The organism is Chryseobacterium sp. CS2K3, assembly GCF_059515185.1.
In genome coordinates this window covers 224,456-240,662 of sequence record NZ_JCAKRW010000005.1, presented here as the reverse complement: position 1 = coordinate 240,662, position 16,207 = coordinate 224,456, and the positions used below count along the sequence as shown (strand labels likewise).

Annotated in this window: 17 protein-coding genes; 13 read left to right on the top strand and 4 right to left on the bottom strand. The window is 35.1% G+C overall.

Features of this window, described 5'->3' with window-relative positions:
• Positions 1–319 precede the first annotated feature (319 nt).
• The 6 genes from AC5YGG_RS10670 (at position 320) to AC5YGG_RS10645 (ending at position 7,611) form a co-directional block, all read left to right on the top strand.
• Complete coding sequence (locus tag AC5YGG_RS10670) at positions 320–1,372, top strand: linear amide C-N hydrolase (RefSeq protein ID WP_496144483.1); 1,053 nt, start codon at positions 320–322, stop codon at positions 1,370–1,372.
• Between the two features lie 258 nt (positions 1,373–1,630).
• Entirely contained in the window at positions 1,631–2,794 is a 1,164-nt protein-coding gene (locus tag AC5YGG_RS10665) for a porin (protein ID WP_496144482.1), read from the top strand.
• A 17-nt stretch (positions 2,795–2,811) separates the two neighbouring features.
• Entirely contained in the window at positions 2,812–4,242 is a 1,431-nt protein-coding gene (locus AC5YGG_RS10660) for an anion permease (RefSeq protein WP_496144481.1), read from the top strand.
• Between the two features lie 16 nt (positions 4,243–4,258).
• A complete protein-coding gene (locus AC5YGG_RS10655; protein WP_496144480.1) occupies positions 4,259–4,915 on the top strand; it encodes a succinate dehydrogenase cytochrome b subunit in 657 nt (218 codons plus the stop codon).
• Positions 4,916–4,926: 11 nt separating this feature from the next.
• Positions 4,927–6,843 (top strand): fumarate reductase/succinate dehydrogenase flavoprotein subunit, encoded by a 1,917-nt coding sequence (locus AC5YGG_RS10650; RefSeq protein ID WP_496144479.1) that lies wholly within the window; start codon positions 4,927–4,929, stop codon positions 6,841–6,843.
• A gap of 12 nt (positions 6,844–6,855) precedes the next feature.
• Positions 6,856–7,611, top strand: a complete 756-nt coding sequence (locus AC5YGG_RS10645; RefSeq protein ID WP_496144478.1) for a succinate dehydrogenase/fumarate reductase iron-sulfur subunit — start codon at positions 6,856–6,858, stop codon at positions 7,609–7,611.
• 133 nt (positions 7,612–7,744) lie between these two features.
• Here the strand turns inward: AC5YGG_RS10645 and AC5YGG_RS10640 are convergent, their stop codons facing one another.
• From AC5YGG_RS10640 to AC5YGG_RS10625, 4 genes are all read right to left on the bottom strand, one after another.
• Complete coding sequence (locus tag AC5YGG_RS10640; protein WP_496144477.1) at positions 7,745–8,599, bottom strand: GLPGLI family protein; 855 nt, start codon at positions 8,597–8,599, stop codon at positions 7,745–7,747.
• An 84-nt stretch (positions 8,600–8,683) separates the two neighbouring features.
• Positions 8,684–8,854, bottom strand: coding sequence for a bacteriocin-like protein (locus tag AC5YGG_RS10635; protein ID WP_496144476.1), 171 nt, complete (start codon positions 8,852–8,854; stop codon positions 8,684–8,686).
• Between the two features lie 319 nt (positions 8,855–9,173).
• Positions 9,174–10,136: a hypothetical protein gene (locus tag AC5YGG_RS10630; RefSeq protein WP_496144475.1), complete on the bottom strand. Its 963-nt coding sequence runs from the start codon at positions 10,134–10,136 to the stop codon at positions 9,174–9,176.
• Between the two features lie 166 nt (positions 10,137–10,302).
• Positions 10,303–11,316 (bottom strand): nucleoid-associated protein, encoded by a 1,014-nt coding sequence (locus AC5YGG_RS10625; RefSeq protein ID WP_496144474.1) that lies wholly within the window; start codon positions 11,314–11,316, stop codon positions 10,303–10,305.
• A gap of 862 nt (positions 11,317–12,178) precedes the next feature.
• Between AC5YGG_RS10625 and AC5YGG_RS10620 the strand changes: the two genes are divergently transcribed.
• From AC5YGG_RS10620 to AC5YGG_RS10590, 7 genes are all read left to right on the top strand, one after another.
• Positions 12,179–12,343, top strand: coding sequence for a hypothetical protein (locus tag AC5YGG_RS10620; protein WP_167370020.1), 165 nt, complete (start codon positions 12,179–12,181; stop codon positions 12,341–12,343).
• Positions 12,344–12,354: 11 nt separating this feature from the next.
• A complete protein-coding gene (locus AC5YGG_RS10615) occupies positions 12,355–12,711 on the top strand; it encodes a DUF7674 family protein (RefSeq protein WP_496144473.1) in 357 nt (118 codons plus the stop codon).
• 265 nt (positions 12,712–12,976) lie between these two features.
• Positions 12,977–13,372 carry a DUF7674 family protein gene (locus AC5YGG_RS10610; protein WP_496144472.1) on the top strand — a complete coding sequence of 132 codons (396 nt, stop codon included), beginning with the start codon at positions 12,977–12,979 and terminating at the stop codon, positions 13,370–13,372.
• Between the two features lie 93 nt (positions 13,373–13,465).
• A complete protein-coding gene (locus AC5YGG_RS10605) occupies positions 13,466–14,059 on the top strand; it encodes a hypothetical protein (RefSeq protein WP_496144471.1) in 594 nt (197 codons plus the stop codon).
• Between the two features lie 142 nt (positions 14,060–14,201).
• Positions 14,202–14,879, top strand: coding sequence for a hypothetical protein (locus AC5YGG_RS10600; protein WP_496144470.1), 678 nt, complete (start codon positions 14,202–14,204; stop codon positions 14,877–14,879).
• A gap of 51 nt (positions 14,880–14,930) precedes the next feature.
• A complete protein-coding gene (locus AC5YGG_RS10595) occupies positions 14,931–15,656 on the top strand; it encodes an ankyrin repeat domain-containing protein (protein WP_496144469.1) in 726 nt (241 codons plus the stop codon).
• A gap of 62 nt (positions 15,657–15,718) precedes the next feature.
• The gene (locus tag AC5YGG_RS10590) at positions 15,719–16,192 is read left to right on the top strand and encodes a hypothetical protein (RefSeq protein WP_496144468.1); all 474 of its coding nucleotides are present in this window, start codon (positions 15,719–15,721) and stop codon (positions 16,190–16,192) included.
• The last annotated feature ends 15 nt before the right edge of the window (positions 16,193–16,207 follow it).

The following is a 16,207-nucleotide window of genomic DNA, read 5'->3' as shown; positions in this document are numbered from 1 at the left end:
GTATTAAATTTAGTCAACATCAAGGAATTGCAGAGGATGTTACTCTCAAACAGACAGATAAAAATCACGTTAAAACATTCTTTATTTTCCTCCAGTTTTAATAGGTTATCTCTAAAATATACGAAAAAAAATACAATTTTCACCTATTTACCCTATTAGGCATGATTCATAACATGAATTAAGGATTATTAACTAAGATTGTTGTGTTATTTAAACAATTTTAGCTAAATTTATATCACCAAATAATGAATATGATGAAAAATTCATTGAAATATTCACAATAATTTCAATATAATATTTAAAATCAAATAATACTATTATGAAAAAGTTCCCATTAATTTTATTTTCTTTGGTCCTCTCTATAGGATTATGGAATCCGTCAGAAGCCTGTACAAGGGTAGTCTACAAAGGTCCGGAAAACACTGTTCTTACAGCGCGTTCTATGGACTGGCGTGATGAAATCCCGGCAAATCTTTGGGTGTTTCCGAAAGGAATAGACCGAACAGGACAAACCGGACCGAAATCTGTAAAATGGACCTCTAAATACGGAAGTATCATTAGTTCTACATGGGACATTGCTTCTGCAGACGGAATGAACGAAAAAGGACTTGTAGCCAATATGCTTTGGCTGGGAGAATCTCAATATCCGAAATTCGATCCGAAAGGAAGTAAAAAGGGACTTGCCATTTCTTTGTGGGCACAATATTATCTTGATAATTTTTTTACAGTAAAGGAAGCTGTTGATTTTTCAAGAAAGGAACCTTTTGTAGTAGTAAGTGATAACATCCCTGGAACAGAAAGATTTACCACAATCCATCTTTCTCTTTCTGATGCATCTGGAGATAATGCGGTCTTAGAATATATCAACGGAAAGTTGGTAATCCACCACGATCCTTCTTATACAGTAATGACTAATTCTCCCATTTTTGAGGAGCAGCTTGCTCTTAACAATTACTGGAAAGGTATCCCGGGAACGGTAATGCTTCCGGGGACCAATCGTGCGGCAGACCGCTTTGTAAGAGCTTCATATTATATTAATGCAATTCCGAAGACTGCTGATACCCGTACTGCTGTAGCCAGTGTATTCAGTGTGATCAGAAACTGTTCGGTACCTTACGGAATCACCTCTCCGTCTGAGCCTAATATCTCTTCTACAAGATGGCGTTCTGTCTCGGATCAGAAGAATCTTGTATATTATTTTGAAACCGTTTTCACTCCGAATACATTCTGGGTAGATCTTAAAGATTTTGATCTAAGCCCAAAAGGTAAAGTGATGAAGCTGGACCTAAGCAACTACCAGACTTACCACGGTAAATCAAATATTGATTTCAAAGAAGCTCCATCTTTCAAGTTTTTAGGCTTAGAATCTTAAAAAACAAAGAGAAATCTTAAGTAATCAGATTAAAAATCGCTCTACTTAAGGTTGGTAAAACCTGAATTCAGGATTAGATATGTGATCATTTCCTTCCCTTGGAGAAAGTATAAATCAGGATTTAACGGAGGGGGCAAGCAATTAAAAGTATTTTTCATTTTATACACGTTCTGTGTATTTCCTCAGCTTTTTAAAGGATAGAGATGGAACTTTTATGCTTGCACAAAATTTCAAAAAGCAAAAATTAAAAAATTAGATATGGCCTTTTTTTCACTAAAAAAGAGAAGCCTGATCCTGTGCATCCTTATGGGCTGGTTCTCAGCAAACGCACAGATACAGGATTCTTTACAGACCAAACCACAACCGGAAGAAGATAATGTAAAATATCCACAACTTCAGATTAAGGGACTTTTTCAGGCTCGTTATCTGGTAGGGATGAGCAAGGATGTTGACGTAAACGGACTTCATCATTCTGACGGTTCGGGAACGAGCAATAATTTCATGCTTAAATATATGAGGGTTCAGGTACGTGCTCAGATCAGCAAGCGTACAGAGGTGGTTGCTTTAGCCAATTTCGCAGATTTTAAAAATGACCCTAAAAGCAGAGTGCTTGAAAATGCCTATCTGAAATATACTTTCAGTCCAAAATTAGCTTTTACCGTAGGGCAGTTCAGACCTTGGTTCGGAATTGAGGAGACTTACCCTATTGATATTATCAAGTCATTAGACTGGTCTAATCAGTATTCTGAGTTTGGAAAACTGGGATGGACAAGTTTCCAGATTGGGCTTTCTGCAACAGGACAGGTAAAATTAGGTGAAATTCCTTTACAATATGCAGTTTCCGTAGTAAACGGTAACGGAAAAAATCAGATCAACGATAATGATAATGGCAAGCAGTATTCTACCCGATTACTTTTCGGATTATCTAAAAAATACAACTTCAATATTGGTTTAAATGGAGGTATCGGAGAAGTTTTCAGCAAAAAAGTATATGCCGTGGGAATTGACCTGAGCTCTATGATTCAGTTTGACCCGAGATGGAGTCTGGATATGCAGCTTGAAGCTAAACAGGCTACCAATCATATTCTTTACAATTCTATTGCTCCTGAAGCAAGACCTGATAATCCTGATCAATATCTGATTCGTGGTGCTTATTTCCTTCCGAATTTAAGATACGAGATCAATCATAAAAACCTCAGCGCCTTTGAGCTGTCCTGCCGATATGAATACCTTGACACCAATTTCAGAATGGCATCAAATCCAAGACAAACCGTTACTCCAATGGTAGGGCTAGAATTCCTGAAAAACTATGGCGCAAGAATTCAGCTGGGTGTACAGTTTGACCGATATAAACATCAGGTGGAGGATACAAATCAATACAATAACAACCTTTTTATTGTACAGGTACAAAGTAGATTTTAAGGATTAAATAGAATATCATGAAAGAAATTAATATTAAAAACGTTGCGATCACATTCGTCGTTGCGTTAATCATCTGGTTCATTCCTGTACCCGAGGGGGTTACTCAGGATGCGTGGCATCTTTTTGCCATTTTTGCAGCAACCATTTTAGGGATTATTTTAAAAGCGGCTCCTATGGGAACCATGTGTATGATGGCGATAGGATTTACAGCTCTTACACAGGTTGTAGCTCCCGGAGACGCAGGAAAATCAATTACCAAAGCTCTTTCCGGGTTTGGAGATAAAGTGATCTGGCTGATCGGGATTTCATTCTTTATTGCCAGAGGATTTATTAAAACAGGACTTGGAAACCGTATTGCCTTTTTATTCATCAGGGTTTTCGGTAAAAGTTCATTAGGACTTGCCTACGGATTAGGGCTTGCCGATGTTTGTCTTGCTCCGGCTATTCCAAGTAATACGGCAAGAGGCGGAGGAATTATTTACCCGATTATGAAATCTATGGCGATAAGCTTTGATTCTGTTCCTGAAAAACCTGAAACCCACAGAAAATTAGGATCATTTTTAACACTGAACAGTTATTACATGAATCTCATCGCTTCTTCTATGTTCCTTACGGGAACTGCGAGTAATCCAATGTGTCAGAAGTTTGCGGCAAACCTCGGAATTGATATCACATGGATGTCTTGGGCAGCGGCAGGTTTTGTACCGGGAATGGTAGCATTCTTTATCGTTCCATTGGTGTTATACAAATTATACCCGCCTGAATTGAAAAAAACAGGTGATGCTCCCAAAATGGCGGCTCAAAAACTAAAAGAAATGGGACCTATTTCTAAAAACGAATGGCTGATGCTATTGGCTTTCTTCATTCTTTTAGGGCTTTGGATTTTTGGTGGAGCACTTTCTATTGATGCAACTACAACTGCATTTATCGGATTAACATTATTGCTGCTAACTTCCGTATTAACCTGGGAAGATGTAAAAGGCGAAAAAGGAGCATGGGATACCATCGTTTGGTTCGCTGTATTAGTGATGATGGCGAGTTCTTTGAATGAACTGGGCTTCATTGGCTGGTTCAGTGATCTTATCAAAGTACAGATCGGAGGTTTGAGCTGGCAGGTAGCTTTCCCTGTTATCATTGTCGTTTACTTCTTTAGTCACTACATTTTCGCAAGTGCTACAGCTCACGTTGCTGCTATGTATGCTGCGTTACTGGGTGTAGGTGTTTCTTTGGGAATTCCTCCTATGTTACTAGCAATGATGCTAGGATTCATGGGATCTATTTACGGAGTACTTACCCATTATGGTCACGGTCCGGCGCCGGTATTTTTCGGTAGTGGATATGTAGACCTGAAAGTATGGTGGCTTCGTGGTCTTGAAATCGGTATTGTACTTTTAATTATCTATATGGCTGTAGGAGGTCTTTGGATGAAAGTTTTAGGATATTATTAATTATTAAATCAACTTTATGTTATCAACATTGTCAAGAAAAATGCTGATGTGCCTTACAGGACTCTTTTTGGGATTCTTCCTGTTGATTCATTTCCTTGGAAATCTTCAGCTTTTTCTTCCACAGGAGCAGGCACACCTGCAATTCAATGCGTACTCGCATTTTTTATCAGGAAATATCATTATCAAAATAGTTTCATACGTTTTGTATGCGAGTATTATTCTGCATGCTGTAGACGGATTAATCATCACTTTAAAAAATAAGAAGTCCGGTGGAGATTATCAGAATGACAGACGTGGAAGAGCCAGCAAATGGGCTTCCCGAAATATGGGGATTCTCGGAACACTGGTTCTTATCTTTCTGGTGATTCATTTTCAAAATTTCTGGTATATCTATAAGTTTGGAAACCCGCCATTGGATGAAAACGGGAACAAAGATTTATATATTCTTGTAGTGAATGTCTTTAAAGAATGGTGGTATGTGATCATTTATGTTTTTTCCATGATTGCTTTATGCTATCACTTGATTCATGGGCTATACAGTGCTGTAAGAACATTGGGCTTATATCACCCTAAGTTCGTGAAATGGTTCAAAATCATCGGAACGGCATATTCCATCATTATCAGTTTAGGCTTTGCACTGATGCCTATTTATGTATTCTTCACCTATCATTAAAAAGACCTATCATGATTTTAGATTCAAAAATACCACAGGGACCATTGGAACACAAATGGGACAATTATAAAAAGAAAGCTAAGCTCGTTAATCCAGCCAACCGAAAAAAACTGGATGTTATTGTTGTAGGAACAGGTCTGGCAGGAAGTTCTATTGCAGCCTCTTTAGGTGAAATGGGTTATAATGTGAAGTCCTTCTGTTTCCAGGACAGCCCAAGAAGAGCACACTCTGTGGCAGCACAGGGAGGGGTAAATGCTGCAAAAAATTATAAAAATGATGGTGACAGCGTTTACAGAATGTTTGTAGATACTTTAAAAGGAGGAGATTTCAGAGCCCGCGAAGCCAATGTTTACCGAATGGCTGAATGTTCTTTAAACCTCATTGATCAGTCTGTAGCACAAGGTGTTCCTTTCGGACGAGAATATGGCGGTTATCTTAACAACCGGTCTTTCGGAGGGGTGCAGGTAAGCCGAACGTTCTACGCCAGAGGACAAACAGGTCAGCAGTTACTTCTTGGTGCCTATCAGGCTTTAATGAGACAGGTTGGAAAAGGTTCTGTACAATTGTTTTCGAGACATGAAATGCTTGATCTTGTTACTATTGACGGCAAAGCGCGAGGAATTATCGTAAGAAATTTAGACACAGGAGAAATTGAAAGACATGCCGCTCATGCTGTCATATTAGCAACAGGAGGTTACGGAAAAATTTATTATCTGTCTACCCTAGCCATGGGGTGTAATGGTTCTGCAATCTGGAGAGCCCATAAAAAAGGAGCATTGATGGCTTCCCCAAGCTGGATTCAGGTGCACCCTACTTCCCTTCCCCAATCCGGAGATTATCAGTCTAAATTAACATTGATGTCCGAATCACTACGTAATGACGGAAGGATCTGGGTTCCTGCAAAACAGGATGAAAACAGAGCTCCGAATGATATTCCTGAAAACGAAAGGGATTATTATCTGGAAAGAAGATATCCCGCTTTTGGAAACTTAGCGCCGAGAGATATTTCATCCCGTGCAGCAAAAGAAAGAATTGATGCAGGATTTGGAATCGGTCCTTTGAAAAATGCTGTCTATCTGGATTTTTCTAAAGCAATTAAAGAGCAAGGAAAGGATAAGATCAAAGAGAAATATGGAAACTTATTTGATATGTATCTTAAGATCACCGGATATGACGCCTATACAGAACCGATGATGATTTCCCCTTCAGCACACTTCTCCATGGGAGGTCTTTGGGTAGATTATGAACTGATGACTACCGTTCCTGGATTATTTGCTTTAGGTGAAGCTAATTTTGCAGATCACGGAGCAAACAGACTGGGTGCCAACTCTCTTTTACAGGCTTCCGTAGATGGATATTTTATTGCACCTTATACCATTGCCAATTATTTAGCTAATGAAATTCATACCGGGAAAATTTCACCGGATACTCCAGAGTTTGAGCAGGCAGAAAATGCTGTTAAAAAACAAATTCAGGATTTTATGGATATCAAAGGAACTAAAACTGTTGATTATTTCCATAAGACATTGGGTAAACTGTTATATGACTATTGCGGACTTGCCCGAAATGAGGAAGGGCTGAAATATGCCATTCAGGAGATTAGAAAACTAAAGCAGGAATTCTACAAAGACGTCATAGTTTCCGGACAGGGAGATCAAATGAATTCTGAGCTGGAAAAAGCAGGTCGTGTTGCCGATTATTTTGAGATCGGAGAACTGATGTGCTATGATGCATTAACAAGAAATGAATCTTGTGGAGCCCACTTCCGCGAAGAATATCAGACACCGGACGGTGAAGCAATGAGAAACGATGCTGAATATCAATTTATCTCTGCATGGGCATGGACAGGTGAAAATGGCGAGCCTGAACTGATCAAGGAACCTTTGATCTTTGAAGAAATACAGCCAACGGTAAGAAGCTACAAATAAAAAACAGAAATTATGGATTTACACCTTAAGATATGGAGACAGAAAAGCAAACAGAGTGAAGGAAAACTTGTTGGGTATGACCTGAAAGGGCTTAATCCCCACATGTCTTTCCTGGAAATGCTGGATACGTTAAACGAAAAACTCATCACTGAAGGAGATGAACCTGTAGAATTTGATCACGATTGTCGTGAGGGAATCTGCGGACAATGTGGAATGATGATCAACGGAATTGCTCACGGTCCTCTAAAAAATACAACAACCTGCCAACTTCACCTGAGATCTTTTAATGATGGTGAAACGATTTTAATAGAACCTTTCCGCGCGGACGCTTTTCCGGTGAAAAAAGATTTAAAGGTAGATCGTTCCGCTTTTGACAGAATTATTTCTTCCGGAGGTTTTGTATCAGTGAATACCGGTCAGGCTCCTGATGCAACAGCCATTCCCGTTACCCATCAGGTTGCAGAGGAAGCTTTTGATTCTGCGGCATGTATCGGATGTGGAGCCTGTGTGGCAACTTGTAAAAACGGAAGTGCTGCATTGTTTACTTCAGCAAAAATCACTCATATGGCATTGCTTCCACAAGGTAAAGAAGAAAGAAGCAAACGTGTGCTGGATATGGTTTCTCAAATGGATGCTGAGCTCTTCGGACACTGTTCCAATACAGAAGCATGTGAAGTAGAATGTCCGCAAGGAATCTCTGTCCTCAATATTGCCAGAATGAATTTCGAATACAACAGAGCCTTATTTTTCAATAAAAAAGGTAAATAAACGAAGAACACTAAAAATGATACTATGTGAAAGAGCGAATTTGCCAGTGCAGGTTTGCTCTTTCTATTTTTTTAAAATATTAACTTCAAACGAATGTTTACAATCTGATCAATATACCAAAAAGATCAGCTAATTAATGATCTTCTTCTAGTTCTATCGGGTTTTCGTATTTTTTATTTTCATCTTTTTCTTTTTGTCTTTGCCTTATCATTTCTTGACCTTGTATAATAGTGGTGTCAGAATTTTGAAGTACACCAATTAAATTCGCATTAGCATCTTTTAACGCTTTTTCAAATTTAGGTCGGGTTGTTTCAAAAGCTTGATTATATCGATTTTCGTTTATATTAATTAATTTACCTTTTAATTTAAATCCAGGTATAGATTTTATAAGCTCAAAATCATAATCACCTTTATTATCCGTTATTTTTATAATTAGCCCTGGTAATCCACTAAATTTATATGGACCATAAGGAAATGGAATTTCAGGAGAATACCATGCTATCCATTTCCGACCTTTAAAAGTAATTTCTGCTTTCTTACAATTAATTGCATTGATTATTTTTGATTCATCAACAAGCTTCCAATTTTCCATTACGGGTTCTTTATAGGTGAGTATTGACATTCCAACTAAGTTAAAATACTGTATATTTTCATTTGATTGTATTATAGTAAAGGAAAATTTTGTTTTTGGAACAGACACCCCTTTTGAGCTTAAAAGTTTTGCTCCATTTTCTAAAGTTTTTATGGGAAGTGCCTGGAATACCGAATCTCTTTTCAGTGATTGAATACTAGCAAAAAAAGCACGTTTATCACCTATTTGTAATGAAAAAAATTCTTCATATTTATAATCAGGAGTTAAAGTATTTAATTTACCTTTTAATAAATATGTAAACTCACCCCACAAAGTATCTTTTTTATGCAATTGAGAAAAAAATAAAACACTAAAAAATAAGGTTAATAATTGAAGTAGTTTTTTATTGTAATGCATAGAATTATTTTTGATGGCAAAAAAAAAGCACTTATAACTTAATAGTAAAAGTTATAAGTGCAAATAATTAAGATAAAACAAAGATTAATTACAGTAATTTGCTTCAAGATTAGCAAGCCACTGATTTGCTTGTTCAGGAGTCCAATCTTGAGTTGTAGTAGCAGTCTGACCACAAAATTCTGCAATCCAACTTTGTTTAGCTCCTCCTTTTACAGTTTTAAGGTCTTCACGAGTTAATTTTTTTAATTTTTTCACAAAATGTATTTTTTTAATTAAGTTTCAAATATATACAACTAACTCATATCTACGGAATGTTTTTCATTATGTTAAACAGTTGATTACCTGATAAAAAAACATTTTTTATTTAAGATTTTTTCGTGAAAAATTGAATTGATTTTATGGTATTACTTAAATGAAAAAGTATTTATTAAAAAATATTTTTTAATCTTTTTGTTTATGTTAAATAATTAATTTCAAACAGAATTTTCACATCTGAATTCTAAAGATTGATTAATTATTTTGATATGTTATGATCAAACTTAGTTTTTACCTTTTTGTTTTTCCTGCCTTTTCCTTAAAATATCTTCGGAATCATTATTTTCTTCGGATCATTTTCGTCATACATTATTTCTATAGCTCCTGCCTTAGGGACTGAAGAAAGGTTTAAAAGGCTGACTATCTTTTTATAAACAGCAATATGTTCGGTACCTCTATAATCCTGGAAACTCACCTGAAACATCAATTCCGGCTGATCATTCACGGTAAGACCGGTTTGGCTTACACTGATAATATTTGCTTCAGCGCTTCTTCCTGCAAACAGAATTCGTTCTTCTTTTTTGTTCTTAAAAAATTTCCCTACAATAAGTTGAAATACCAATACATAGATAATCGTCATTACACCACTAAAAATAATCGGATGCATAAACGTGAGAAACCTCCAGCCATAGTCAAAGGATTCCTTCATATAAAAATAAGAGTACAATCCGATAATGTAAGCTATTAACAGTATTATAAATACGATTCTTATTATGATTCCGGATGTATTGAATCCCACTTTCTGATCACTCAAAATAAAATAAGGTTCCTGAGAAATAGTAGGATTCAGCAGTACCTTTACTTCTTTTCCTACATCAAATCTTTTTTCCTGTGGCTTGGAATCATGAAACATCATCTCATGCTCAATCACTGTATTTCTCAGGTTCGGAAACGAAAGAACAATCTGAATAGCATTCATATTGGTTTTCGGAAAATATTTGATGAGCTGATAGCGGATAACTTTAGCTTCTCTGGGAATCCCGTTTCTCAGAATCGAATGAATAGTATTCTTCTGTTTGAAAGTTTTAATGAACAGAGTATTGATAAAGAATAGGAGAATATATCCCCATATCAGCAAAGAAAAACCGAGATACCCATAGCTTACAGCTAATGAATTTCTCGGTTCTGTTGCGAGTTCCCCACCCATCATATAAATGAAAATCGGAAACGGTACGCAGAAAAAAAGGAGAAAAGCTCCCCAGAAAATGATCATAAATTTCATAACTGCTGTTTTGTAATCAGCAATAAAGTTATGATAATATTATTTATTAAAAACTGGAAGATTAAAGAGGGAAGCTGGAAATTACTTTTATAAATAATAGTTCTTATGGTCTTCATAACTTCCAGCCTCCTGCTTCTCGCATCCAACTTTATAAAGTTCTTCTTAATTATACTTCTTTGTCAAAGTAAAGTCTGTAATATTTTCCTTTATCATCCTCACCCATTTCCAGTTTTTGTCTGTCTCCGTGAATGTAGATGTGAAAGTTTTTATCTAACTTAATGATGCTTTTAAAATGTCTTTGCGTCTTTTTCACCGCTGCTTCATTGATTGGGAATTCTTCTGCAATATTCACCTGCATATCCTGCTCGTAATCGGTTTTAAAGTTCACAAAGCTTTCAATCACATGCTCATCTCCCAATACTTCGTTGGCAAATTCATCCAATTTAAACTCTTCTTTTTCCTTAAAGAAATTGATCGACTTATTAAGGAAATCAGCCTGATCAGCTTTTGACACCTCGAATTCCTGTGGAAGCTGTTTGGTAATATAATCCTTGTAAACCATTAATGCTTCCTGAGTGTGGAAATACTCATCATCACGCTGCTTTACTTTTAAGAAATCTTCAAACCAGTAATACATATCGCCGTTTTTGTTATTATCAACCACGGAAAGCACATATCCTGTATCTTTATTATTGTTATAGATCAAAGCCGCTTTATCAATTTTCGACAAACCGATTCCCTGATCCTTTTCAATATCAAATGTTTCTTCGGCAGGATTAATTTTCAGGAATGATTCCCTTTTTTCAGTCTTAAAAATTCCGATCTTATCCACTTTATCAGGGCGGTCACTTTCATCTTCAAAAAGAACGATGAATAATTCTCCACTCTGAACTCTAGGATTTTCTGCCGCTTCGAAAAGGTGTTTTGCAATATTTTCAGACTCCCAGATAAACTTGGACTTATCCTCAAAAATTTCAGATACAGCGCTGTAAACCGGATTATTCACCAGATACGTGTCACTGTAAAAATGAAAAGTTTCTTCTGATTTGAATGATCCTAAAAAGTAATCCTCAAGCATCTCTGCCATTCCTTCCTCTAGCTTCAATTCTTCCTGAGAAAGCGTTAAGGAATCTCCATTGATCTTATTTCCGACTCTGTGTACTATTATTTTTGAAAACATCTTCTGAATATTTGGACTGCAAAGATATTCATTCTATCCTTTACATGAAACTGTATTTTTTAAACCACAAAAGACACAAAAGATTATAACACTTAAGTTATTATAAGTAAAAAGCTTCACGCATAATAAGCATAACTTAAGTTTGAAAATCTAAGACTCTCATCTTTAGTGAACTTATCTTCTGCATAATTTTAAATTTTCTAAAGTGAACTAAAGTGTTTTTAGAATAACCCTCTTGTTACTTTTGTGGTTAACCAAAACAATTATATCAGTAAAAAAATCAGCTTCTTCCAATTTTATAAACACTTAAGTTATTATAAGTAAAAAGCTTCGCACATAATAAGTATACTTAAGTTTGAAAACCTTAGATTTTCATCTTTAGTGAACTTATCTTCTGCATAATTTTAAACTCTCTAAAGTGAACTAAAGTGTTTTTAGAATAACCCTTTTGTGACTTTTGTGGTTAACCAAAACAATTATATCAGTAAAAAAATCAGCTTCTTCCAATTTAATAAACACTTAAGTTATTATAAGTAAAAAGCTTCGCGCATAATAAGTACTTAAGTTTGAAAATCTTAGATTTTCATCTTTAGTGAACTTATCTTCTGCATAATTTTAAACTTCCTAAAGTGAACTAAAGTGTTTTTAGAATAACCCTTTTGTAACTTTTGCGGTTAACCAAAACAATTATATCAGTAAAAAATCAGCTTCTTCCAATTTGATAAAATCCTTATCATTTTGAGATGCTTTTTTAATTCAAAACACGAAGACAAAACCATTAAAATATTAATAATCAATATATTATTTAAAACCAATTCTCAAAGGTATACCATTGGCATCATGTCTTTCAAAACATAAAAACATGGATTTAAAAACATTGAACAGAATAGACAAATTAAGAAGATTAAAAAGCAGAGGACCGAAAACGCCTAAATGGCTGAAGCCCTATCATATGCTGTTTATAGCATTTTTAACCATTTTCATCTTTGGTGCCCTGATGAAGCTATTGGAACAAAACCACATTTAAAAATAGATACTATGAATTATTTACAAGCAGTACAGGAAATCACAGAGCTGGTTCCTGATTTTGAAAAAGAGCTGAACGAAACTAAAAACCCAAGCCCATACCGTGTGATCCGCACGTTTACGGAACGCATTAAAAATATGATCCGTCAAAATGACAGAAATCTGTTATTCAGAAGTTTACAAAAGATGGACAAAATATACAAAGACGGCGATATGACATTAAAAAACGCCATTGAAAATACTTTTGTCTACTCTCTGGACAATTTTACAGCGTTTTGCAGTAAAGATTACCGGATAATGATCTTTAGTCACATTTCTTCTGATTTGAAAAGCAGCTATTCAAGACAAATTTACAGTCACGGCATATAAAGGTTTCATTACATTTTTCAACGGTTTCATTACAAAGTGTTTAAATTAAACAAAATCAAAAATAACTCACATTCAATAGATTATGAAAAATAAAATAAGAAGAATTTCTGATTGGAAAACCTGGAAAACAACGACTAACAGGCATAATTCAGAGATATTACTCACTCACATTGCGGTGATTGTAGGAGTATTTATTTTGGCAGCATGTCTGTAAATTTTGGTATACATTTCGCTACAATAAAAAGTGTTTGAAAAATTCTTAATTATGATGAAAGTACAAATGCAAACTATTAATCAAAAAATAGCTGTTGAATACTTAAAATTTTTCTATCCGCCACTTCGCAATGAAATTACACAGCTGTCTGTACAGGACAACTTTGCAGGAATTATGCAAGCGACAGTTAATTATCTGAAAGGACTGTTGCAGGAATCAAAGATCAACATTATTGCCCATCATATCAAACTGATGGACGGACTTTACAGAAATGGAAATTCTTATGTAAGAACGATGATTGAAAACATCTTCGTAAGATCTTTCGAAAGCTTTAAAAAACATGCTAAGATCGCTCATTGGAAACTTCTTTATCAATACATGCCGGTAAGTTTCCAGATCATTTATAATGAACAGCAAAAGCAAGACCAGATGTATTTTGGTAAATAACTTTAAAAGGCAGAGAATGTGAATAAAAATACATTAATTCACTTCTTTGCCTTTCTTTTTTCCTATAAAAAACTAATTTTGCAAAAAAAACTAATGAAATACTCTTTTTATGCTGTTGTAATGTCATTATCTGTAATCTCATGCGGAAATAATGACAATATGATTGATGATCCAAGACCTATTGATCAGGAAATCAAAAATTTTGAATTTAATAATTACACTGTTAAGAATACAGTTTTGTACAAGGGTTCTTTAGGACAGAAAACAACACCTGATGAATCTTATCTTAAAAATCACTGGAGTCTTTATCAGGAACCGGCATGGAAAAATATTCGCCTTGATCTGAAAAATAATTCTATTCAATTGATTTCAGGAACTTCTGCTGATGTAACTTATCATATTAAAATCGTTAATGATTCTGTTCTGATCACAGACGTTGATAATAAACCCAATTATTTGGGAGATTTTAATAAAAACACTTCAATGTTTACGCTAAAAAGAACTTTCAGATACATAAAAAGAGCGCCAAGAAATAATGGAGGCTTAGTGATTTCCCAAAATACATTTTTCGGAACGAGTGAGTATCAAAATATTTTCGGAATTGTTTTTACCTCACCATCAGAAATGACAGAAAAGGAAGATACTGTTCTGTGGAGCAATGTTGAATATTATTATAAAACACGGTAACATTCTATTGTAAAAGAAAATAAAAGAGGTATTGAAGAGTTTCAATACCTCTTTCTGTAAGAAATCCCCGAATTCAGGGATTATTTCGAAAATACATAAGAGCAGGTTATAAAAAATGTATCTTTGAGCATCAAATGACATTATGAATAAAGATCTTGAAGCCTTCACAGAGCACCTGTCGTGGCTATTCCATCCTTCTACAATATCGGACGTTACCGAAACAGAAATTGAACTGTCCGAGAAGTTTATCGATACATTTCCAATTCTTACAGCGCTGATTAAACAGGCAAGAGTACTGAATATAAAAATTGAACAACAGCCTTATCACCTTTTTTCCTGGACAAATAAAGAAAATCAAAATATGGGATGGCTAAACAAAATAGAGAATGATATTACCTCTACCCTTCCTTTAATTGAAGAACACAAGCTATTATTGGAAGAGATTGGCGGAATTCAGGAATCTTTTAATCAGCCTGATCCCAGTTTTTCAAATAATCAGGAATTTATGTTTGTAGGTTCAGCATGTACAGCTGGAATCAATGATTGGAACGACTATTATGAGGAGTTGTGCAGGGAGGAAGATAAACCTCTGTTGGATTATAAAGATTTTATCAGTTTCGTTGTAGAGGCGAATGGCGATCCTACCGTATATGATCCAAAAACAAAGGAAGTTTTTCTTTTTGCTCACGATCATGCCTTTACTAATGTACATCTTGTGAAAGACCAGCCGGAATATACTTTTTACAGATTTCACGACATCATCAATTTTGTGGATTATGTAGAAACATTAGCATTGGAATGGAAAAATGAACTTATTTAAGGCTAAAACAGAATTTAATTATTTTTATACACTATTAAAATCATTTTAAGAATGAAGAAGATTGGAATATCAATCATTATAGTTTTGTCTTCAATGTTAGGGGCACAAACCAAACAACAGATCGATGCTTTCTATGATGCTGTCAGAGATAATAATTTTCCACTGGTAAAAAAATTGGTTGAACAACAGGGATACCCTATCAAAGCAGTCATTCCGGAACAGATATTACCTGTAAAAGCAGCCATCTGGAAAAAGAATTTGCCAATGGTAGAATATATGGTAAGCAAAGGAGCTAATCTAACAGCAGATACAACATTAGTTGATACCGCCATTGAATACGGAAGCCCTGAAATTACCCGCTATCTTCTGAAAAAAGGACTGTATGCCAAAAATGCTCTGAGTAAAGCTGTTTTTTATGAAAACCTTGACATCGCTAAAGAAGTTTATCTGAACTATCAGCCTCAGAAAATAGATTACGAATACACGGGAAGATTCCTGCTATTAGCGGTAAAAAGCAACGACCTTGAATTTATCAAAAAGCTTCCGTTGAAAGGAAAGGATTCTCCAATGGATTATTTTGATTATGACGGATATAATGCCTTACTCTACGCTGTGGAAAAAAATTATACTGAGCTTGCAAAATACCTTTTATCTCAGGGAGCTGATAAAAAGTCTACCATTTCAATAGAAACAGATAATGGAATTGTTTCCGGAAAAACAGCTATGCAACTTGCCAAAGCTAACAAGAATGCTGAACTTATTAAGCTTTTAAAATAAATCAGTATCCGGCAGTGTACTAATTCTATTGAAGCTGCCGGTGCTAAAATATAATGTTTGTATTGAAAAAAATTTACGAATACGATATGATTAATATTAAATTCAAAAAAAACAATATTCTTTTCTCATTATATCTTAGCATCCTGGGATTGGTTGCTTCAGTATATATATTGTTTCATCTGAATGTAATCGTACAGCTGATCTCTGTTTTCTGGATTGCAGTAATAGCACATGTCATTTATACTAAATATCAACAATTAACAAAAGCTAAAAAAGGAATATCAGCTCTGGAAATAAATGATCACGGAATTACAAATAATACTTCACCACAGTCTGTATATTTAAGATGGGGTGATATTACAAGTTTTCAGACAGGCTTTTACAGGAATAATAATATTCTCATTAATCCTAAAGAGCCGGAAAAGTACAGGAACGAAGAAAAGAATCATTTTTTTCAGATTATAGGACGTATTTTTTCGTCTAAGCCTGAAGTATTATGGATTGATACAGATGTTCTGAATATAAAAAAAAGATGAACTTCTCAATCTCCT